16 protein-coding genes are annotated in these 21035 nt (G+C 61.2%); 9 read left to right on the top strand and 7 right to left on the bottom strand.

All coding sequences use genetic code 11. The features are described 5' to 3' along the window. Positions 1 to 52: 52 nt before the first annotated feature. The 7 genes from QZR14_RS14535 (at position 53) to QZR14_RS14565 (ending at position 9137) form a co-directional block, all read left to right on the top strand. Positions 53 to 2308 (top strand): heavy metal translocating P-type ATPase, encoded by a 2256-nt coding sequence (locus QZR14_RS14535; protein ID WP_311996938.1) that lies wholly within the window; start codon positions 53 to 55, stop codon positions 2306 to 2308. Between the two features lie 16 nt (positions 2309 to 2324). Continuing rightward, complete coding sequence (locus QZR14_RS14540; RefSeq protein ID WP_250605905.1) at positions 2325 to 3188, top strand: LysR family transcriptional regulator; 864 nt, start codon at positions 2325 to 2327, stop codon at positions 3186 to 3188. Between the two features lie 193 nt (positions 3189 to 3381). Beyond that, positions 3382 to 4458: a putative 2-aminoethylphosphonate ABC transporter ATP-binding protein gene (locus QZR14_RS14545; RefSeq protein ID WP_250605779.1), complete on the top strand. Its 1077-nt coding sequence runs from the start codon at positions 3382 to 3384 to the stop codon at positions 4456 to 4458. After that, on the top strand, positions 4458 to 6182 hold the full coding sequence (locus QZR14_RS14550) for a putative 2-aminoethylphosphonate ABC transporter permease subunit (protein WP_311996939.1): 1725 nt from the start codon (positions 4458 to 4460) through the stop codon (positions 6180 to 6182). The genes QZR14_RS14545 and QZR14_RS14550 overlap by 1 nt, the downstream gene beginning before the upstream one ends. A gap of 46 nt (positions 6183 to 6228) precedes the next feature. Further along, a complete protein-coding gene (locus tag QZR14_RS14555; RefSeq protein WP_007912988.1) occupies positions 6229 to 7254 on the top strand; it encodes a putative 2-aminoethylphosphonate ABC transporter substrate-binding protein in 1026 nt (341 codons plus the stop codon). Positions 7255 to 7443: 189 nt separating this feature from the next. Beyond that, positions 7444 to 8577, top strand: coding sequence for a TIGR03364 family FAD-dependent oxidoreductase (locus QZR14_RS14560; RefSeq protein ID WP_311996940.1), 1134 nt, complete (start codon positions 7444 to 7446; stop codon positions 8575 to 8577). Then, the gene (locus QZR14_RS14565) at positions 8577 to 9137 is read left to right on the top strand and encodes a phosphonate degradation HD-domain oxygenase (protein WP_311996941.1); all 561 of its coding nucleotides are present in this window, start codon (positions 8577 to 8579) and stop codon (positions 9135 to 9137) included. The genes QZR14_RS14560 and QZR14_RS14565 overlap by 1 nt, the downstream gene beginning before the upstream one ends. Positions 9138 to 9309: 172 nt before the next feature. On the opposite strand, the gene QZR14_RS14570 is transcribed toward QZR14_RS14565, so the two are convergent. Beyond that, a complete protein-coding gene (locus QZR14_RS14570; RefSeq protein WP_311996942.1) occupies positions 9310 to 10695 on the bottom strand; it encodes a GTPase/DUF3482 domain-containing protein in 1386 nt (461 codons plus the stop codon). Then, positions 10688 to 12061 carry a DUF2868 domain-containing protein gene (locus QZR14_RS14575; RefSeq protein WP_311996943.1) on the bottom strand — a complete coding sequence of 458 codons (1374 nt, stop codon included), beginning with the start codon at positions 12059 to 12061 and terminating at the stop codon, positions 10688 to 10690. Before QZR14_RS14575 ends, QZR14_RS14570 begins: the two co-directional genes overlap by 8 nt. A gap of 85 nt (positions 12062 to 12146) precedes the next feature. On the opposite strand from QZR14_RS14575, the gene QZR14_RS14580 reads away from it, so the two are divergent. Further along, positions 12147 to 12659: a dihydrofolate reductase gene (locus QZR14_RS14580; protein ID WP_250605786.1), complete on the top strand. Its 513-nt coding sequence runs from the start codon at positions 12147 to 12149 to the stop codon at positions 12657 to 12659. A gap of 90 nt (positions 12660 to 12749) precedes the next feature. On the opposite strand, the gene QZR14_RS14585 is transcribed toward QZR14_RS14580, so the two are convergent. Further along, positions 12750 to 14141 carry an L-cystine transporter gene (locus QZR14_RS14585; RefSeq protein ID WP_250605787.1) on the bottom strand — a complete coding sequence of 464 codons (1392 nt, stop codon included), beginning with the start codon at positions 14139 to 14141 and terminating at the stop codon, positions 12750 to 12752. Between the two features lie 242 nt (positions 14142 to 14383). Here QZR14_RS14585 and QZR14_RS14590 point away from each other — a divergent pair, with 242 nt between their 5' ends. Beyond that, on the top strand, positions 14384 to 15445 hold the full coding sequence (locus QZR14_RS14590) for a haloacid dehalogenase-like hydrolase (RefSeq protein ID WP_311996944.1): 1062 nt from the start codon (positions 14384 to 14386) through the stop codon (positions 15443 to 15445). A 190-nt stretch (positions 15446 to 15635) separates the two neighbouring features. Here QZR14_RS14590 and ilvD read toward each other — a convergent pair whose 3' ends face one another. The 4 genes from ilvD to QZR14_RS14610 all read right to left on the bottom strand — a co-directional run bounded on the left by ilvD (position 15636) and on the right by QZR14_RS14610 (position 21018). Beyond that, a complete protein-coding gene (ilvD, locus tag QZR14_RS14595) occupies positions 15636 to 17477 on the bottom strand; it encodes a dihydroxy-acid dehydratase (protein WP_250605789.1) in 1842 nt (613 codons plus the stop codon). A gap of 268 nt (positions 17478 to 17745) precedes the next feature. Next, positions 17746 to 18978 carry an MFS transporter gene (locus tag QZR14_RS14600; protein WP_311996945.1) on the bottom strand — a complete coding sequence of 411 codons (1233 nt, stop codon included), beginning with the start codon at positions 18976 to 18978 and terminating at the stop codon, positions 17746 to 17748. Then, positions 18971 to 19948 (bottom strand): diiron oxygenase, encoded by a 978-nt coding sequence (locus QZR14_RS14605; protein WP_311996946.1) that lies wholly within the window; start codon positions 19946 to 19948, stop codon positions 18971 to 18973. The genes QZR14_RS14600 and QZR14_RS14605 overlap by 8 nt, the downstream gene beginning before the upstream one ends. Continuing rightward, complete coding sequence (locus QZR14_RS14610; protein WP_311996947.1) at positions 19945 to 21018, bottom strand: SagB family peptide dehydrogenase; 1074 nt, start codon at positions 21016 to 21018, stop codon at positions 19945 to 19947. The genes QZR14_RS14605 and QZR14_RS14610 overlap by 4 nt, the downstream gene beginning before the upstream one ends. Positions 21019 to 21035: the final 17 nt, after the last annotated feature.

Genomic DNA, 21035 nt, shown 5'->3' on the forward strand with positions numbered 1-21035 from the left:
TAGTGGCTACAGGGTCTTTACTTGGCAACAGGCACCTTCATGGACGCGACCAATGAGCGATTCCCAGCACACCCACAAGCCCCACGCGGGGCACGATCACAGCCATAAATTGCAGCCTGTGCATAAACATGACCACGGCGGCGATGCCTGCTGCGCGTCGAAAGCTGCCACGCCTGCGCGGGTGCAATTGAGTGAAAAGACCAGCGCCGATGCGCGGCTGAGCAGCTTCCGCATCGAAGCGATGGACTGCCCGACCGAGCAGACGCTGATCCAGAACAAGCTCGGCAAACTCGCCGGCGTTGAGCAGCTGGAATTCAACCTGATCAACCGTGTGCTTGGCGTTACCCACAATCTGCCAAGTATCGAACCGATCACCGAGGCGATCAAATCCCTCGGCATGCACGCCGAGCCGCTGGAGGCGGGCGTCGAGGCGCCAGCCCCGGCACCGGTGAAAAAACACTGGTGGCCGCTGGCGCTGTCCGGTGTCGGCGCACTCTCCGCCGAAGTGATCCACTTCACCAGCGCCGCGCCGACCTGGGTGGTGGCGATCATTGCGCTGGTGTCGATCCTCAGCGGGGGCCTGACCACTTACAAAAAGGGCTGGATCGCCCTGAAGAACCGCAACCTCAACATCAACGCGCTGATGAGCATCGCCGTGACCGGTGCCATCCTCATTGGCCAATGGCCGGAAGCGGCGATGGTGATGTTCCTGTTCACCGTGGCCGAGCTGATCGAAGCGCGCTCCCTGGATCGCGCCCGTAACGCCATCAGTGGCCTGATGCAGATGACTCCGGAGCAGGCCACGGTGCAGCAAGCCGACGGCAACTGGATCGAACAAGAGGTTAAAAGCGTCGAACTCGGCGCCCGTGTGCGAGTAAAACCCGGCGAGCGCATAGCGCTGGACGGCGAAGTGGTCAGCGGCAGTTCGACCATCGACCAGGCGCCGATCACCGGGGAAAGCCTGCCGGTAGAAAAAACCGTCGGCGACAAAGTCTTCGCTGGCACCATCAACCAGGCCGGTTCGCTGGAGTACTTGGTTACTGCAGCGGCGAACAACTCGACCCTGGCGCGCATCATCCACGCCGTCGAACAGGCGCAAGGCGCGCGTGCGCCGACCCAGCGCTTCGTCGATCAATTCTCGAAAATCTACACGCCCGTGGTGTTTGTGTTTGCCCTGGCTGTGGCGATCATTCCGCCGCTGTTCATGGGCGCGGTGTGGTTTGACTGGATCTACCGTGCGCTGGTGTTGCTGGTGGTCGCGTGCCCATGTGCATTGGTGATTTCGACCCCGGTGACCATCGTCAGCGGCCTCGCGGCGGCGGCGCGCAAAGGCATTCTGGTCAAGGGCGGCGTGTACCTGGAGGGCGGTTTCAAGCTCGATTATCTGGCGCTGGATAAAACCGGGACGATCACCCACGGCAAACCGGTGCAAACCGATTACCTGTCGCTCGATCCGACCGCCGATGCCACTGCGCCGGCGATTGCCGCGGCATTGGCCGCACGCTCTGATCACCCGGTATCGCTGGCGATCGCCAATGCGGCTGTGGATAAAAACTTCGCGGCGCTGAGTGTGGATAACTTTGAAGCGTTGGGCGGGCGTGGCGTCAAAGGCGAAATCAACGGCCAGACCTACCACTTGGGCAACCATCGTCTGGTCGAAGAGTTGAGCCTGTGCTCGCCAGCGCTGGAAGAAAAACTCTTCGCCCTAGAGAAACAGGGCAAGTCGGTGGTGCTGCTGCTCGACAGCTCTGGCCCGCTGGCGCTGTTCGCCGTGGCCGACACCGTCAAGGAAACCAGCCGTGAAGCAATCCGCCAGCTGCATGCACTGGGCGTGAAAACCCTGATGCTCACCGGCGACAACGTCCACACCGCGCAGGCGATCGCGGCGCAGGTCGGCATCGATCAGGCCAAGGGCGACTTGCTGCCGACCGATAAACTGCAAGCCATTGAAGACCTGTACAAGCAGGGCCATCGCGTCGGCATGGTCGGCGACGGCATCAACGACGCCCCGGCACTGGCCCGCGCCGAGATCGGTTTTGCCATGGCGGCGGCCGGCACCGACACCGCGATCGAAACCGCCGATGTCGCCCTGATGGACGACGATCTGCGCAAGATCCCCGCGTTCATCAGCCTGTCGCGCAACACTGCGAGCATCCTGAAACAGAACATCGCGTTGGCACTGGTGATCAAGGCTATCTTTCTTGGGGTAACCTTCGCCGGACTTGCCACCATGTGGATGGCGGTGTTCGCCGACATGGGCGTGAGTCTGTTGGTGGTGTTCAACGGTTTGCGTCTGTTGCGCAAATAGACGATGAGGGATGGTTGTGCTGAGTGCCGAGCTGAAAGCGTTTTACATGGTCGCCCGCCTGGGCAGCATCACGCTGGCGGCGAAGAAGCTCGGCCTAAGCCAACCGACCGTGACCACGCAGATCCGCAATCTGGAAAGCCAGTACTCGGTGGAACTGTTCTACCGTGGCGGCCGGCGCCTGAGCGTCAGTGATGAAGGCGCGCGGTTGCTGCCGATGGTCAAGGCGCTGTTGCAGCAAGAGGCGGACATCGAGTTCTTCCTGCGCAACAGCGGTCAGGTGCAGGGCACGTTACGGATTGCTGCCACCGCGCCGTATTACATCCTCGATCTGGTGAAGACCTTTCGCGAGCGCTTGCCGCAGGTGGAAGTGTCGGTGGAAATCGGCAACTCGCAACAGGTGCTCGAAGCGCTGGAGGACTATCGGGTGGACGTCGCCGCTTCGTCGCAGTTGCTCGATGACGCGCGGTTGATTCGCCGGGTGCTCGGCACTGATCCACTGGTGCTGGCGGTGCATCGCAATCATCCGCTGGCGGCGCAGGAGCATGTCGCGTTGAGTGCGCTGGCCGGGCATACGTTGTTGATGCGTGAATCCGGTTCAACCACGCGGCGGCTGACGGAAGAGTTGCTGGCCAGCGCCGGGGTGAGTTTCGGGCCGTTGCTGGAGATCGGCAGCCGTGAGTCAATCCGCGAGGCGGTGTTGCGCAATATCGGCATCAGCATCATTGCCCGGCAGGAAGTGCCGCATGATCCGCAGTTGCGCGTGTTGACCATCGAGAATGCGCCGCAGATTCCTGAGTACCTTTACTGCCTCAAGGAGCGCAAGGGCGCGCGGTTGCCGGCGGCGTTTCTTGGGTTGGCGCAGGAAATGTCCCCGGCTTGAAGATCAAAAGATCGCAGCCTTCGGCAGCTCCTACAGGGGGACGTATTCCAATGTAGGAGCTGCCGAAGGCTGCGATCTTTTGATCTCCAACCAAAATCCCCGAATACCACTATCAGCCGTTTTTGCCTCACTGCCACATGACGGACGCATTACAACTCTAGGATTGGCCTCATCTGCTTGATGAGGTCTGTCCATGAATCCTGCCATCGCAACTGCCCTGACCAACCCCGGTGCGCCGATGAACGTGCGCGGCGTGCAGAAACGCTTCGGCGCGTTCACCGCACTGGATAACGTCTCCCTCGACGTCGCCGCCGGTGAACTGGTGTGCCTGCTCGGCCCGTCGGGCTGCGGCAAGACCACTTTGCTGCGCTGCATCGCCGGGCTGGAAAAACAGGACAGCGGCGAGTTGTACCTCGGTGATCGCGACGTCTCGCACCTCGCCCCGCAAGCCCGCGACTACGGGATTCTGTTCCAGTCCTATGCGCTGTTCCCCAATCTGACCGTCGAGGCGAACATCGCCTACGGCCTCGCGGGCAGCGGTCGCGACGAAGTGCGACAGCGCGTCGGGCAGATGCTGGAACTGGTCGGCCTCACGGGTAGCGAGAAAAAATACCCCGGCCAGTTGTCCGGCGGCCAGCAACAGCGCGTTGCTCTCGCTCGGGCCTTGGCGCCGGCACCGTCGCTGCTGTTGCTCGATGAGCCGATGTCGGCCCTCGACGCCCGGGTGCGCGAGCATCTGTGCACCGAGCTGCGCCAGCTGCAACGCAATCTCGGCATCACCACCCTGATGGTCACCCACAATCAGGACGAAGCCATGCTGATGGCCGACCGCATCGCCGTGATGAACAACGGCCGTGTCGAGCAGTACGCCACCCCGCAGGACATCTACAACCGTCCGGCCACGCCGTTCGTGGCTGAGTTTGTCGGTCAGGGTAACTGGTTGCCGTTTCAGCGCAGCAGCGACAGTCACGCCCGGGTTGGCGGGATGAATGTGCGTCTGGCGGATGGCAGCGTGAGCGGCGCCTCGGGCCGACTGTTCTGCCGCCCGGAAGCGATCAACGTCAACCCGCTGGTGCATGAGGAAAACCTGTTCCCGGCCAAAGTCCGCGAGATCACTTTCCTCGGCAATCGCTGCCGCATGAGCTTCGAACTCGATCAATTGCCCGGCCACGCGCTGCTCGCCGAACTCGCCCCGGAAGCCATGCCGCGCCTCGGCGCCCAGCAAATCATGGTCGCGTTGCCGCCGCGCAGCCTGCAGGTGTTTGCCTGATGAACAGCAATCTCGCGCTGCCGCTACCGCACAAGCAGGTGCGGCAGACTTCGAAAGCCGAAATCGGCGACCGCATTTTTGTCGTCGGCGGCAAAGTGCTCTTGCTGCTGTTGCTCGGTATCGCGGTGTTGCTGCCGTTGCTGGCGATCTTCTGGCGCGGTTTCAGCAGTGAAGCCGGGCAGGGCGGTGGCTGGGTGGCGGCGAAGGAGTTGGTGAGCAGCGAGAATTTCCACTGGCTGCTCGGCAACAGCCTGAAAGTTTCCCTCAGCGTCGCGGCCATCGTCGTACCGCTGGCCTACCTGTTTGCCTACGCGTTGCAACGCACGCTGATTCCAGCGAAAGGCATCTGGCGCGGGATTTCCCTGCTGCCGCTGATGGCGCCGTCGATGCTGCCGGGGATTGCGCTGGTCTATCTGTTCGGCAATCAGGGCATGTTGCGCGGCTTGCTCTCGGACAACATCTACGGCTTCTGGGGGATTGTGCTGGGTGAGGTGATTTACACCTTTCCCCATGCGCTGATGATTCTGCTCTCGGCATTGTCGCTGGCCGATGCGCGCTTGTTCGATGCGGCGTCAAGCATGGGCGCCAGTCCGGCCAAGGCGTTTCGCAGCATCACCTGGCCGGCGACGCGTCAGGCTGTGTTTGCTGCGTTCTGTCTGGTGTTTACCCTGACCATCACCGATTTCGGTGTGCCGGTGGTGGTCGGTGGCGACTATCAAGTGCTGGCGCTGGAAGCCTACAAAGCCGTGGTCGGCCAGCAGCAATTCGGTCGCGGCGCCTTGATCGGCATGGTGCTGTTGCTGCCGGCGCTGTTCAGCTTCGGCGTCGACGCCTGGTTGCGTCGCCGTCACGGTGACTCCATGAGCGGTCGGGCGCAGGTGTTCAAACCGGCGCCGTCGAAGCTGCGTGATGGCTGCTATCTGGCGATTGTCCTGTTGATCAGCGCCGCGTTGATTCTGGTGTTCGGCATGGCGGTGTTTTCGTCGCTGGTGAAATTCTGGCCATACAACCTGTCGCTGTCGCTCAACCATTACCAGTTCAACGAAACCGCCGGCGGTGGCTGGCTGGCCTACAGCAACAGTCTGAAGATGGCGCTGGGCACGGCGCTGATCGGTAGCGTGCTGATCTTCACCGGCGCTTACCTGATGGAGAAAACCCGCAGCCAGCGCGGCCTCAATCTGGCCCTGCGCATGCTCAGTTTCGTGCCGATGGCGGTGCCGGGGCTGGTGCTCGGTCTGGGTTACGTTTTCTTCTTCAACCTCACCGGCAACCCGCTGCATGTGCTCTACGGGACGATGACGCTGCTGATCGTCTGCACCATTGCGCATTATCTGACCACCGCGCAGATGACCGCGACCACCGCGTTGCGCCAACTCGATGCCGAGTTCGAAGCGGCAGCGCTGTCGCTCAAGGCGCCGCTGTACCGCCACTACCTGCGCGTGACCGTGCCGATCTGCCTGCCGGCGCTGCTGGACATCGTGCGCTACCTGTTCGTTTCGGCGATGACCACGGTGTCGGCAGCGATCTTCCTTTACAGCCCCGACACCATCCTCGCGGCGGTGGCGGTGCTGAACATGGATGACGCCGGCAACGTCGGCGGCGCGGCGGCGATGTCGACTCTGATTCTGTTCACCTCGGCGGGCGTGTCCTTGCTGCTGGCGTGGGCTTCGCGCGGCTTGCTGCGCCGTTCCCAGGCCTGGCGGCAAACCGCGCCGGGTCACTGATTTGCACCTTCAACTGCCCTTCAACTCAAAAGACAGGAAAACGATCATGTTCAAGCCTATGGCCCTGGCCGCTGCTGTGCTCGCTACTTTCAGCCTGAATGCCTTCGCGGCAAAAACCGAGTTGACGGTGTACACCGCCCTCGAAGCCGAGCAACTGAAGTCCTACAAGGAAGCCTTCGAAAAGGCCAACCCGGACGTCGAGATCAAATGGGTGCGCGATTCCACCGGGATCATCACTGCCAAACTGCTCGCCGAAAAGGCCCGTCCACAGGCTGACGCGGTGTGGGGCCTCGCCGCTTCGAGCCTGGCGATCCTCGATCAGCAAGGCATGCTGCAAAGCTACGCGCCGAAGGACCTCGGCAAGATCGGCGCGAACTACCGCGACGCCGCCAACCCACCAGCCTGGGTCGGCATGGACGTGTGGGCCGCGACCATTTGTTTCAATACCGTCGAGGCCGAGAAGCAGGGTTTGACCAAGCCCGTGAGCTGGCAGGACCTGACCAAGCCTGAGTACAAGGGCAAGATCGTCATGCCCAACCCGGCGTCGTCCGGCACCGGTTTCCTCGACGTCAGTGCCTGGCTGCAAACCTTCGGCGAGAAGCAGGGCTGGGCGTACATGGACGGTCTGCACCAGAACATCGGCCAGTACGTTCACTCCGGTTCCAAGCCTTGCAAACTGGCAGCGGCGGGCGAGTTCCCGATCGGCATTTCCTTTGAATACCCGGCCGTACAGCTGAAGCGTCAGGGCGCGCCGCTGGACATTATCCTGCCGAAGGAAGGTCTTGGTTGGGAGATTGAAGCGACCGCCGTGATCAAAGGCACACCGCATGAAGAGGCGGCGAAGAAACTGGCTGATTTCTCGGCGAGCGCTGAGGCGATGGATCTGTACAAGGAGAACTTCGCTGTCCTCGCGCAGCCAGGGATCGCCAAGCCGCAGACCGAATTGCCGGCGGATTACGAGCAGCGCCTGATCAAGAACGACTTTGCCTGGGCCTCGAAGAACCGCGACGAGATTCTGACCGAGTGGCGCAAGCGCTATGACGGCAAATCCGAGAAAGTCGCGGCCAAGTAAGATCTTTATCGACTGACAGGGCCCCTTCGCGAGCAGGCTCGCTCCCACATTGGACCGTGTTCACAACACAATTCTCTGAGGGGGCTGACACATTGGATCTCCAGTGAACACAAATTTTGTGGGCACAAAAAGTCCCCTGTGGGAGCGAGCCTGCTCGCGAAAGCGGTCTCTCATGCAGGACATTTCTAAATGACACAACACCAAGACCTGTTAATCGTAGGCGCCGGTATTCTGGGTCTGTCCCACGCCTACGCCGCCGCCAAACGCGGCCTCAAGGTCGCTGTCTTCGAACGCACTGCCACGCCCCTCGGCGCTTCGGTGCGCAACTTCGGCCAGGCGCTGGTCACCGGCCAGCCACCGGGCACGATGCTCGAACTGGCCAAGGCCAGCCGCGAGATCTGGGGTGACTGGGCGCAGCTCGCCGGTCTGCAAATCAAGCGCAACGGTTCTTACCTGTTCGCCCGTACTGAAGCCGAGGAACATCTGCTGGAAGCCTTCTGCAACGGTCGCGCCGTGGAACACGGTTACAACATCCAGTTGCTGCGCGGCGCTGCCCTGCGCGATCTGTATCTCGGCCAGTTCAGCCACCACCGCGCTGCGTTGCACGGCATGGACGATCAACAGCTGTATTCACGCGAAGCGATTCCGGCACTGATCGATTACCTGCGCCGCGACCTTGGCGTGGAGTTTCACTTTTCCACGCTGGTTCGCGACGTCGAACCGGGGCGTCTGCACAGCACCGCCGGCAGCTACACGGCGAAGCAGATCATCGTCTGCTCCGGCCACGACTATCAGACCTTGCTCGCCGAGCCGGTTGCCGCACTCGATCCGCAAATCTGCCGCCTGCAAATGCTCCGCGCCAAACCGCAGATCGATCTGAATCTGCAACACGCCTTGCTCACCGGCCTCAGTTGCGTGCACTACGGCGCCTTCGCCGATCTGCCCGAAGCGGCGGCGGTGCAGGCGCAGATTCTGCGCGAGCAACCGCACCTGCACGATAACGGCATCCACCTGCTGATCAGCCCGACGCCGCACGGCGAACTGATCATCGGCGACTCGCACCATTACGGCAGTGATCCTTCACCGTTCAACGCCGAGCAAGTGGATAACTGGATGCTTGAACTCGCCGAGCAGACGCTGGGCTGCAAGGTACAAGTGGTCGAGCGCTGGCAGGGCGTCTATGGTGCTCGGGGGCCGGGGCCGTTTTCGTTCCTGCGCCCGGCACCGGGGTTGAGTGTGGCGCTGATGCACACGGGCGTCGGCATGAGCGTCGGCCCGGCGCTGGCCGAGCGCAATATCGCGCAGTTGCTGGAGGAAGCTTGATGACAGGTCACGAGCAAGTCGTCGCCCGGGTGTTCGGGTTGTATGAACGCTTTGGCACCAGCGATTACATCGGCGAGCCGGTGTCGCAGATCGAGCACATGTCTCAGGCTGCCGAGTTGGCAATGGCCGAGGGCTTTGATGATGAAGTGGTGCTGGCGGCGTTCTTTCATGACATCGGCCATTTGTGTGCCGAGGGTGCGGAAAACATGGGCGGCTACGGCGTGGTCAGCCATGAACGCCTGGGCGCGGATTATTTGCGTGAGGCCGGTTTCAGCGAGCGCATGGCGCGGCTGGTGGAATATCACGTGCAGGCCAAGCGATATCTGACATTGCGTGAGCCGGGGTATTACGATCGTTTGAGTGAGGCGAGTCGGCGGACGCTGGAGTATCAGGGCGGGGTGATGACCGAGGCTGAGGCGGATGCGTTTGCGCGGGATCCGTTGTGTGCAGTCAGCCTGCGGATGCGGCAGTGGGATGAGCTGGCGAAGGAGAGGGCGGTGCCGGTGATGGATCTTGGGGTTTTGAAGCGTAAGGCTGCGAGATTGTTGTCTACTGTGTGATTGTCGCCCTCACCCCAGCCCTCTCCCGGAGGGAGAGGGGGCCGACTGAGTGATCTTCTGTCATACGCCGACCTGAGATATCCAGTCGAACTCAGGTTTGGACAGCATGCATATCTGCTCCCTTTCCCCCTCGCCCCCTTGGGGGAGAGGGCTGGGGTGAGGGGGTAGCGATCTAAAGCTCAAGCACCCGATCAACCAACGCCTCAATCTGCTCCTGCCTTTCCGCTTGATTCAATTTCGACTGCGGATTCAACGACGACCACTGCGGATGCGCCCGCGCTTTACTCAATGCCTCCGGCAACTTGCCCTCACGCCATGTTTTGTCCTGCGGTGTTGCGACCTGAACCGCATCCAGCGCCGCATGCCCACGCTGATCCAGTGCCAACACCAACTGCCGCTGGCGCAACGCCAACAGCCGTAACACCCCGTCATCCACGGTCAATTCTCGCTGCCCTTTGATCTTGCCCAGTAACCGGCTGCCATAACTGCGCGCGGTTTGCAGCGCACCACCGGCAATCGCACCCGCCAGCGCCGCCGCGCCAAGGGTAATTCCGCCGACCAGCAAATCCACACCAGCTCCCGCCGCCGCGCCAGCAGCAATGCCGCCGCCCACGCGCACGCCGAGTTGCTTCAAGGTTTCCGGGTTAAACAGATCATCGCCCCAACGCCCATCCAGCAGCGGCAAATCACTCGCCGCCGCATCTTGCGGGCGAAACGCATACAGCTTGAGCAGCGCCTCGACGCATTTCTGTTCACGCTGGCGCACAGCTTTGCGCAGTTCACTGATCGCCTGCTGTTCCTGCTCGGCGTCGCTGACCACACTGCGCCGGCAGGCCGCACAGTCGATCAACAATTCAGCAATCAACCGCGCCGCACTGTGCTGACGCGCCAGGCGCTGCGCCTGTTGATCGGCAATTAACCGTTCCAATTGCGGACGGGCATTTTCCAGTAGCAGCGCGAGGCTTTCATACAGCCGCCGCTCGCCATCCTCCGGCGGCGCCACACTGTCGAAACGCACCAGTGCATGCAGCCCCAGCCGCGCCAGCGCTTCACGCCAATCCGGCTCGCGATGGTGGGCGCTGCTGACAAAATTCAGCACCGGCAGCAGCGGTTTGCCGCAACTGGCCAGCACTTCGAGTTCATCGCGGTACTTGGCCAACACCGGTTCGCGGGCGTCGATCACATACAGACCGGCGTCGGAGGCGAGCAATTGCCGCAGCACTTTGGCCTCCTGCTCGAAACGCTGGCGCGCCTCGCTGCCGTCGAGAAACCGCGCCAGGCGCGCCGGGCCGTCGAGGCGTTCGCCGGGACGTTCCAGGCGTTCGAGAAAATCCAGCAGGGCGATCGCGTCTTCCAGCCCCGGCGTATCGTAGAGGTCGAGCAACGGCTCGCCGTCCACCGACAACCGCGCGCCTTCGACATGCCGCGTGGTGCTCGGGCGATGGGAGACTTCACCGAAGCCGACATCGCGGGTCAGCGTGCGTAGCAGCGAGGTCTTGCCGACGTTGGTGTGGCCGACCACCGCGAGTTTCAGCGGCGCTTTCCAGGCATCAGTCATGGCCACTCTCCAGCCAGTTCAACGGCGCGCAATCGGCAAACGGCAGATCAAGCTGTTGCAGCGCGACATGCCAGTCGCCGAGGCGTTCGCCATCCAGTGCTTCACCGGGCGGCGCTTGCAGCAGCCAGATGCGGGTTTCGCCCGCACTGCGCGCCAGTTCGGCGATCAAGGCGAGGCTGCCGCGATCCGGCGAACGCCGTGGGTCGCAGGCAATCGCCAGACGCGCCGGCGGGAAGCGGCTCAGCTGTTCGAGGAGTTTGTGGCGGGATTCGCGGCTGTCGAGGATGCCGGCGTTGCTGACGTTTTTCGGCAGCGCGGGCGGCCATGTGCGTTGTTCGTCGAGTTCGATGGCGACCAGTAACGCGCCTTCGCTGGCGAGTTCGCCGACACTGCTTTCGACGCGATGCAATTGCGCAGGCTCCGGGTCGTTGACGCCGAGGCGTTCGCTGGTCGGCATCAGGCGTTCGCGCAGTTGCGCGTAGCCAGGCAGGTTCAGGTCCAGACGCAGCGCGGCTTTGCCGCTGTTCCAGCGCCAGAAACACAACAGGGCCAACAGCAGGCGCGGCAGCACGCCGTACACCACCAACACGCCGACCAACCATGTTGCCCACGCCTGCCGGGCACTTTCGATGTCGAGTGCGCCGTCGCCGCTGGCGCGGATCATCTCCACCGTCGGCACGTTGAAACCGAGCAGCGACGGCAGATAACCGAGCGCCTGGGTGACGTGGATAAACGTCTCGGCGCTGAGAATCGTGGTTTCCCAGACGAAGCCGTAGCGCCGGGTTGCCATCAGCGTCAGTAGCAGCACCAGTGCGCTGAGCATTGCCAGCAGCCACAAGCCGTTGACCAGCGTGCCGAGCGCCCAGCGATTGAGTTTCTTGCGTTGCAGCATCAGCAGCAGGGCGGGCGCCAGTTGCGCGGCTTTGGCATCGCGGGCGAATTTTTCGCTGAGCCACAGCCACAAGCGGCCTAGCGTGGCGCCGTGCTCGCCGGCAAAGATCAATCCCAGCAACCAGCTCAGCAGCAGGATCAGGTTCAACCCGAGCAGGCTGCCCAAGGCCCAGAACACATTGACCGGTGTTTGCCCCAGCGCGGCGAAGGCCAGACCGGCACCGCTGAGCACCGCGAAAATCATCAGCAGCACCAGCGCCAGACGCGCGCCTTGCAGCCAATGTTTGAGGGCGGCGGTCAGCCCGTCACGGTTGGCCAGCCATAACGCCCGGCGCTGAATACGGCTCGGCAGATCACCGCCGGCCGCGCGGGCCAGTCGATTGGCTTCCAGTTCATCCAGAGTGCCTGCGTGTTCTTCGCGCAGGCGCACGGTCTCGGTGAGCCATAGGTTTTGCAGTGGAGTCAGTTCAGTCACGCGGCTTCCCGTCGCTTAATTGATTGAAGAGCATAACCGCTGTGGCGCTTATCGGGGCAAGCACGGCTCTGGTATCCTCGCCGGCATGACTAAATCACTCCCCCTCAGCCTGATCGCAGCCCTCGGTGAAAACCGCGTGATCGGCGTCGACAACAGCATGCCCTGGCACCTGCCGGGGGACTTCAAATACTTCAAGGCCACCACCTTGGGCAAGCCGATCATCATGGGTCGCAAGACCTGGGATTCGCTCGGTCGGCCATTGCCGGGGCGCTTGAACATCGTGGTCAGCCGTCAGACCGGTCTGGTGCTCGAAGGTGCCGAGGTTTATCCATCGCTGGACGCTGCCGTGGTTCGCGCCGAAGAGTGGGCGAAGGAGCAGGGCGTCGATGAGCTGATGCTGATTGGCGGGGCGCAGTTGTACGCGCAAGGGCTGGCGCAGGCGGATCGTCTGTATCTGACTCGCGTGGCTTTGAGCCCGGAAGGGGATGCGTGGTTTCCGGAGTTTGATCTGAACCAGTGGAAGCTGGTGTCGAACGTGCCGAATCCGGCTGAGGGCGACAAGCCTGCGTACAACTTCGAAGTCTGGGAAAAGGCTTAAAAGATCGCAGCCTGCGGCAGCTCCTACAAGGTTTACGCATTTCCCCTGTAGGAGCTGGCGAAGCCTGCGATCTTTTGATCCTGCTTTACATCAAGCCTGCGCCAGCTCCGCATGCTCATCCGCATCCAGCAATTCTTTATCAGTCTGCTGCATCACCTGACTGGTAATCGCGCCAGCCGTGATCGAGCCACTCACGTTCAACGCCGTGCGGCCCATGTCGATCAGCGGCTCAACCGAAATCAGCAGCGCCACCAGCGAAACCGGCAAGCCCATCGCCGGCAGCACGATCAGTGCCGCGAACGTCGCGCCGCCGCCGACACCGGCCACGCCCGCCGAACTCAACGTCACAATCGCCACCAGCGTCGCGATCCACAGCGGATCCAGCGGGTTGATGCCAACAGTCGGCGCCACCATCACCGCCAACATTGCCGGGTACAGACCGGCGCAACCGTTCTGGCCGATGGTCGCACCGAACGACGCGGCAAAACTCGCCACCGATTGTGGAATCCCCAGACGACGTGTCTGCGCTTCAATGCTCAGCGGAATGCTTGCCGCACTGGAACGGCTGGTGAACGCGAACGTCAGCACCGGCCAGATCTTGCGGAAGAAGCGCAACGGATTGATGCCCGCCGCCGACACCAGCAAGCCGTGCACGACGAACATCAGGCCCAGACCGAGGTACGAGACCACGACGAAACTGCCGAGTTTGATGATGTCTTGCAGGTTGGAACCGGCGACCACTTTGGTCATCAGCGCCAGCACGCCGTACGGGGTCAGCTTCATCACCAGACGCACCAGGCGCATCACCCAGGCTTGCAGGGTGTCGATGGCGTTGATCACTTTCTGACCTTTCTCGACGTCATCCTTGAGCAGTTGCAGCGCGGCAACCCCGAGGAATGCGGCGAAAATCACCACGCTGATGATCGAGGTCGGCTTGGCCCGCGCCAGATCGGCGAACGGGTTTTGCGGGATGAACGACAGCAGCAACTGCGGCACATTCAGGTCGGCGACCTTGCCCGCGTAGTCGGTCTGAATGGTTTGCAGACGGGCCATTTCCTGGGTCCCAGCGACCAGGCCTTCGGCGGTGAGGCCGAACAGGTTGGTCAGGCCGATGCCGATCAGCGCCGCAATCGCGGTGGTGAACAGCAGGGTGCCGATGGTCAGGAAGCTGATCTTGCCCAGCGACGAGGCGTTGTGCAGACGCGCCACGGCGCTGAGGATCGAGGCGAACACCAGCGGGATGACGATCATCTGCAGCAACTGCACATAGCCGTTGCCGACCAGATCGAACCAGCCGATCGACGCTTTCAGCACCGGATTGCCGGCCCCGTAAACGGTGTGCAGCGCTACGCCGAACGTCACGCCCAATACCAGCGCGAGCAGGACTTTTTTCGCCAGACTCCAACTGGTGTGGCGGGTTTGTGCCAGACCGAAGAGCAAGGCGAGGAACACCAGCAGATTGAGGATCAGCGGCAGATTCATGAAAACTCCGATAAGACTTGTGCCAGTCGCATTCTTGGGCAACTGCGAACCGGCAAGCCTAACAGTTTGATTTGCAATGAATTAATACCGAAATTGCAGGTCGTCCGTCGTTTTTGGAATAAGCGCGTGTCGCTCTCGGCAATGCATCTGGCGCAATAGGGACGCGGACGGTCGCTGACAGACGAGGACTGTCACACATATTTGTTAGCGTCGATTTCTTTGAATCAGGGGAGAAGAGGCTTATGAAGTTTGCACCGAAATTTCTGGCTGTCGCACTGACGGTGGGCATGGGCCTGGCTACTCAGGCCTTCGCCACCGACCTGAAACACTGGCCGGCGGATCAGGCCAAGGCGCTGGACGCGATGATCGCCGCCAACGCCAACAAGGGTAACTACGCGGTGTTCGACATGGACAACACCAGCTACCGCTACGACCTCGAAGAGTCGTTGCTGCCGTTCATGGAAAACAAGGGCCTGATCACCCGCGACAAACTCGACCCCTCCCTGAAACTGATGCCGTTCAAGGACACCGCCGACCATAAGGAAAGCCTGTTCAGTTACTACTATCGCCTCTGCGAAGTCGACGACATGGTCTGCTACCCGTGGGTGGCGCAGGTGTTCTCCGGTTTCACCCTCAAAGAGCTCAAGGGTTACGTCGATGAGCTGATGGCTTCGGGCAAACCGGTGCCGGCGACTTATTACGAAGGCGATGTGGTGAAGAAACTCGACGTTAATCCGCCGAAGATCTTCACCGGCCAGCAAGAGCTGTACAACAAGCTGATGGAGAACGGCATCGAGGTCTACGTGATGACCGCCGCCTCGGAAGAACTGGTGCGCATGGTCGCGGCGGATCCGAAGTATGGCTACAACGTCAAACCGCAGAACGTCATTGGCGTTTCGATGTTGCTCAAGGATCCGAAGACAGGCGAACTGACCACCGCGCGCAAACAGATCACCGCAGGCAAGTATGACGAGAAGGTCAACCTGGGCCTCGAACTGACCCCGTATCTCTGGACCCCGGCCACCTGGATGGCCGGCAAGCACGCGGCGATCCTGACTTACATCGACGAGTGGAAAAAACCGGTACTGGTTGGCGGCGATACCCCGACCAGTGACGGCTACATGCTGTTCCACGATGTTGATGTGGCCAAGGGCGGGATTCACTTGTGGATCAACCGCAAGGACAAATACATGACGCAGTTGAACGGCATGATGGCCAAGTATGCAGCTGCGCAGGCGAAAGAAGGTTTGCCGGTGACGGCGGACAAGAACTGGGTGATCGTCAAGCCAGAAGAAATCCAGTAATCACCGCAGATCTAATGTGGGAGCGAGCCTGCTCGCGAAAGCTTAGTGTCAGTCACCTTCTTCGTTTCTGACATACGGCATTCGCGAGCAGGCTCGCTCCCACAGTTTGATCTGCAGTGACTTTGGGATTTCGGCCAGACAAAAAAATGCCCCGCACTTGGCGGGGCATTTTTGTTTCGGCGATTGAGGCTTACAGCCCGTCGAGCATCGCTTTGTTACGCACAGCACCTTTGTCGGCACTGGTCGCCAGCAAGGCGTAGGCCTTGAGGGCGGTGGTCACTTTGCGTGGACGCACTTCAACAGGCTTCCAGCCTTTCTTGTCCTGCTCGGCGCGGCGTGCCGCCAGTTCTTCGTCGCTGACCAACAGGTTGATCGAGCGGTTCGGGATGTCGATCAGCACTTTGTCGCCGTCCTGCACCAGGCCTATTGCGCCGCCGGCGGCGGCTTCTGGCGAAGCGTGGCCGATGGACAGACCCGACGTACCGCCAGAGAAACGGCCGTCGGTGAGCAGCGCACAGGCTTTGCCCAGACCTTTGGATTTCAGGTACGAAGTCGGATAGAGCATTTCCTGCATGCCCGGGCCGCCTTTCGGACCTTCGTAGCGAATGATGACAATGTCGCCTGCCTTCACTTCGTCAGCGAGGATGCCGCGTACGGCGCTGTCCTGGCTTTCAAAGATCTTCGCATTGCCTTCGAAGACGTGGATCGACTCGTCAACACCGGCGGTTTTCACCACGCAGCCATCGAGAGCGATGTTGCCGTACAGCACGGCCAAACCACCTTCTTGCGAATAGGCGTGTTCGAAGCTGCGAATGCAGCCGTTTTCACGGTCATCATCCAGAGTTTCCCAACGGGTCGACTGGCTGAACGCCGTCTGCGTCGGAATGCCGGCAGGACCGGCCTTGAAGAAGTGATGCACGGCTTCATCGGTGGTCTGGGTAATGTCCCACTTGGCGATGGCTTCTTCCATGCTGCGGCTGTGCACGGTCGGCAGGTCGGTGTGCAGCAGACCGCCACGGGCCAGCGAACCGAGGATGCTGAAAATACCGCCGGCGCGGTGCACGTCTTCCATGTGGTACTTCTGGATATTCGGCGCAACCTTGCACAGCTGTGGAACGCTGCGCGAGAGACGGTCGATGTCGCGCAGGTCGAAATCGATCTCGGCTTCCTGAGCGGCAGCGAGCAAATGCAGGATGGTGTTGGTCGAACCGCCCATGGCGATGTCGAGCATCATCGCGTTTTCGAACGCCTTGAAGTTGGCGATGTTGCGCGGCAATACCGACTCATCGTTCTCGCCGTAGTAGCGTTTGCACAGCTCGACGATGGTGCGGCCAGCCTGCAGGAACAGTTGTTCGCGATCGCTGTGAGTGGCGAGGGTCGAACCGTTGCCCGGCAACGCCAGACCCAGTGCTTCGGTCAGGCAGTTCATCGAGTTGGCGGTGAACATGCCGGAGCACGAACCGCAGGTCGGGCAGGCGCTGCGCTCGTACTCAGCGACTTTCTCGTCAGAAGCGCTGGCGTCGGCGGCGATCACCATGGCGTCGACGAGGTCGAGGCCGTGGGAAGCGAGTTTGGTCTTGCCGGCTTCCATCGGGCCGCCGGACACAAAGATCACCGGAATGTTCAGGCGCAAGGCAGCCATCAGCATGCCCGGGGTGATCTTGTCGCAGTTGGAAATGCACACGATGGCGTCGGCGCAGTGGGCGTTGACCATGTACTCGACGGAGTCGGCGATGATTTCGCGGCTCGGCAGCGAATACAGCATGCCGTCGTGGCCCATGGCGATGCCGTCATCCACGGCGATGGTGTTGAATTCCTTGGCCACGCCGCCGGCGCGTTCGATTTCACGGGCGACCAGTTGGCCGAGGTCCTTCAGGTGCACGTGGCCCGGTACGAACTGGGTAAACGAGTTGGCAATGGCGATGATCGGCTTTTTGAAGTCGTCATCTTTCATCCCCGTGGCGCGCCACAGTGCGCGGGCACCGGCCATGTTGCGGCCGTGGGTGGATGTTTTCGAGCGGTAATCTGGCATGGAGCACTCCGGGCGGCTAATCGCTTACTAATCAGGTGCAAAAGGGGAGTGAGCTTCTATTGACGTCTGGAACACTCAGCAATGGCCGTGTGTCCGTGAAGTTGCCGATGACGTTGCGGGATCGCCGCTGGTCTCAGCCTGAGCTCATAAACCCGCCGGGGGATGAATGGCGATGAATCAGCCGATTCTACACCGCTGGCGTCTGGAGGGAATGGCGCAAAGCGTTGTTCCAGTGCAGACGGCGTGTATGGGATGACGACCGGCGGGTTTAATCACCGCCGGTCTGCGCCATGACATTATCTTCAAGTTTTCTCGCGCGACGGCTGAGCCGGTTGTTGAGCACCAGCGCGATCGCGCTTAGCAGCACAAAGCTGTAGCCCAGCGTCGATTGCAGATTGGCCGGACTGAGGCTGATCAGGGCGCTGATCAGCCCGCCACAAATAAAGATGATCGTGCTGCCCGCCGAGGCCGAGGTGCCGGCGTTTTCAGGAAACAGGCCCATGGCCCGAGAGGTGGCAGCGGGGCGGGCAATGGTAGTGCCGGCGGTGCAGATCAGCATCGGGATCAACACCGTGGCTGGCGCCAACGCATGATTGGCTGCCAGGTACAGCATCGCCAGCCCCGACAGCAGTATCAGGCTCAGCCCGGTGAAGATTTGCTGAACCGGCGTGATGCGTCGATTGAGTACCGCGGCAAGGATCCCGCCGACAACGTAGGCCGCACCGTAAACCAGCAGGATCAGCGAAAAGTCATAGGGCGCGAGTTGCAATTGGTCCATGAAAATCAGCGGCGAAATCACGATGAACGAGAAGTGGCAGGCAAAGGCAAACGCCGAAATCAGCCAGTAACTGACAAATTCGAAGTCCCCCAACACGCGTCGATAGGACGGAATGAAGTCGATCGGCGACCCCCCCGAGGCTGGACGGCTGTTCGGTAAAAACAGCCAGGCCTTGATCAGCACCGTGGCGGACAGCGCGGTAAAGACCCAGAAGCTGCCGCGCCAACCGAGTGTGGCCTGGAGAAAGGTCCCGGCCAGCGGCGATACCGAAATGAATATCCCGGTCGCCGTGACCATCAGGATCCGTAACCGGTCGCGCTCTTCACCTTCGAACAGATCCTGCACCAGCGCCTGGGACAGCACAAAACATCCACAGCCCAAGGCCTGCATCACCCGAAATACCAGAAACAGCGAGTAATCGGCGGTCATCACGCAACCGAGCGCACCCAGCATCGATACGCTCATGCCGGCGAGTAACAGGCCCTTGCGCCCGATCACGTCCGAGAGGGGGCCGATCAAGAGCTGGGCAAACGCGATTCCTACGGCGAACAGGCTGATGGACAGTGCGATGTCTGCCGGTGAACGGAGAAAGTGCGTCGCCATCGCCGGAAAGGAAGGCAGCAGCACATCCAGTGGAAACACACCCAGCAGTACCATGGCCAGCAACAGGCTGACAGCGGCGCGGCGCTGCCTTGTGGTTGCCACGGATTGTCCTTTATCCATCGATCAGTCCAGCCTTGGCGAAAAGTTTCTGGTTATGGGGAAGGGCAAAAAAACCGGCCTTTCGTAGTGCGTCCAGCGTTGCGACGGCGCCTGATCGTGCACGGGCCTGGTTGGCTTGCACGGTTGCCATGCCGCCGACGATTTGTTTCACGTCAGTGTCGGCGATGCCTGCCCCTCGCAGGCTCTGTTGCAGCCAGCGTTCGTCGGCCTCGAAAAAAATCCCGATGATTTCCAGCAGTGTCCGGCTCACAAACGCACGCTGGCGGCTGTTCATCGACAGCCAGAAATAATGGAACACCTCGCTGAAGTAGCGGCTGTGGCGGGCTTCGTCAGTCAGGTGGTCGCGCAGCATGTCGTTCACGCTGGACACCAGGCTGTCGCGGCAGACGTCCAGCAGCTCCCGGGCAATGATGGTTTCCGAGACGAAGCCGAGCAGAAACCATGCCAGTGGCCGGTTGTTTTCCGGGGTGCGGGCGATCAGTGCGTTGAGGCGGCTGATGCGCTTCGGAAGCGTCGGACGTCCGGTGAACCCGTAATACGCGGCGATCTGCTCGGCGAGACGATTGGAGAACAGCGCGTGATAACCCTCGTCGGTGTAGAGCTGCAGTGCTGCATGCTTCATCGCCAGAGGCACGTAAATGGGCAGTTCCCGGTGCACGATGACTTCCACCGCGCGATTGACGATGCGGTGTTCGAGCACGGTGGTGTAATCGAGAAAGTGCACCAGGTGGTTGGCTGCCAGTCGATGCTGCACGTCGCGCCCCGCCGCCTGGATGGCCGGATGCGCCAGATAGGGCAGAAATGCCGGCGGGAACCAGTAGCGGGTTTGCAGTTGCAGCGGCACATCGTCGGGCAATTGATAGTCATGGGTACTGCTGCGCACCGAGGCCCGGCTCTCCCAGTCTCCCAGGGTAAATTTGAGTGCCCAGGACACCGGCGCTTGATCCGGGTCGGCCATCGACAGGGTCATGCCTGTCCCTCGCGCAACAGTTCGCGCATTTCGGCGCACATCACTTGCCCGTCGCTTTGCCCACAACCGACAAAGAGCAACGGCTGTTCAGCACTGCCCTCGAGATTGAGCAGTGCTTCGACCTGCTGGTCGGCAAACGCCCCAGTCAGCCAGGTATTGAGGCCCAGCGCTGTGGCGACCAGTTGAAAGGTTTGCGACAAGTGGCCTGCTTCAACGAAGGCCATGCGATAGGCCCGCGAGTGTTCGTACTTCCACCAGAGTCGGTCGAAACGGGCGGTGATAAACAACCCCAACGGCAGGTTGTTGATGAAATGCTGACCGCCAAGCAATTGGCCCAGCGCTGGTTGAGGCAGCGGATTGACCCGGCTCAGGGTGTGGTCGGCCGGATGATAGGCATAGATGCCGGGCTCCAGGCCGTCGACGTTCTGCACCAGCAGAAAGCCTTCGCAAGCGTTCAGGCCCCCCGCGGACGGACTGCTTCGCCGAGCGCTGAGCCCTTGGGCGATGCTGTCGTCGCGATCGTGGTCGCGTTCGTGGAGATAGCCGAGTGAGAGATAGAGCAGGGTGCCGACGTCATTCAGGGTTAACGCTGCGCCCGTGTAGGAGCGGCAGGTTTTGCGTTGGAGCAGCACATTTCCCAGGCTGTGGTCATTCAATGCGCAGGGCGCGGGCAAGGTTATACGCTGTTCGGTTTCAAGCGTCGGGCGATCTGTCGCGGGCGCTGGTGTGGCCAATACTTCATTGCAATGCGCGAGATATTGTCGGGACCACTCGTGAATATTCTGTGGGGTATGTTCACTGGGAATGTTTTGCGTGCCGACGTGATAAATCTTCGACAGCTCGTCCCAGCCCCATGGAGGATTGTCTGTTTTTGAAACCGTTAGAATGTCCGCACTCAATAGTTGTGTGTCTATTATGTTATGGGTGTCGAACAGTTCGGGGTTGCTGATTAGTTGTGCAAGGCGGGTTGCGTAGTTGAGGTCAAGTTCGTGTTGTGTGTGGTTTTTATAGTTCCACACAACTTGTCCGGGTGAGCGCGGCAATATAAATAGATATGGATTGATGTGCATGTAGGTTGATTCACTCT

This window comes from Pseudomonas sp. rhizo66 (genome assembly GCF_031931925.1).
Lineage (GTDB): Bacteria > Pseudomonadota > Gammaproteobacteria > Pseudomonadales > Pseudomonadaceae > Aquipseudomonas.

Coding starts and splice junctions, on each gene's coding strand:
- QZR14_RS14535 (WP_311996938.1), top strand. CDS start 53: ATGAGCGATTCCCAGCACACCCACAAGCCCCACGCGGGGCACGATCAC.
- QZR14_RS14545 (WP_250605779.1), top strand. CDS start 3,382: ATGAATCCTGCCATCGCAACTGCCCTGACCAACCCCGGTGCGCCGATG.
- QZR14_RS14550 (WP_311996939.1), top strand. CDS start 4,458: ATGAACAGCAATCTCGCGCTGCCGCTACCGCACAAGCAGGTGCGGCAG.
- QZR14_RS14555 (WP_007912988.1), top strand. CDS start 6,229: ATGTTCAAGCCTATGGCCCTGGCCGCTGCTGTGCTCGCTACTTTCAGC.
- QZR14_RS14560 (WP_311996940.1), top strand. CDS start 7,444: ATGACACAACACCAAGACCTGTTAATCGTAGGCGCCGGTATTCTGGGT.
- QZR14_RS14565 (WP_311996941.1), top strand. CDS start 8,577: ATGACAGGTCACGAGCAAGTCGTCGCCCGGGTGTTCGGGTTGTATGAA.
- QZR14_RS14570 (WP_311996942.1), bottom strand. CDS start 10,695: ATGACTGATGCCTGGAAAGCGCCGCTGAAACTCGCGGTGGTCGGCCAC.
- QZR14_RS14580 (WP_250605786.1), top strand. CDS start 12,147: ATGACTAAATCACTCCCCCTCAGCCTGATCGCAGCCCTCGGTGAAAAC.
- QZR14_RS14585 (WP_250605787.1), bottom strand. CDS start 14,141: ATGAATCTGCCGCTGATCCTCAATCTGCTGGTGTTCCTCGCCTTGCTC.
- QZR14_RS14590 (WP_311996944.1), top strand. CDS start 14,384: ATGAAGTTTGCACCGAAATTTCTGGCTGTCGCACTGACGGTGGGCATG.
- ilvD (WP_250605789.1), bottom strand. CDS start 17,477: ATGCCAGATTACCGCTCGAAAACATCCACCCACGGCCGCAACATGGCC.
- QZR14_RS14600 (WP_311996945.1), bottom strand. CDS start 18,978: ATGGATAAAGGACAATCCGTGGCAACCACAAGGCAGCGCCGCGCCGCT.
- QZR14_RS14605 (WP_311996946.1), bottom strand. CDS start 19,948: ATGACCCTGTCGATGGCCGACCCGGATCAAGCGCCGGTGTCCTGGGCA.
- QZR14_RS14610 (WP_311996947.1), bottom strand. CDS start 21,018: ATGCACATCAATCCATATCTATTTATATTGCCGCGCTCACCCGGACAA.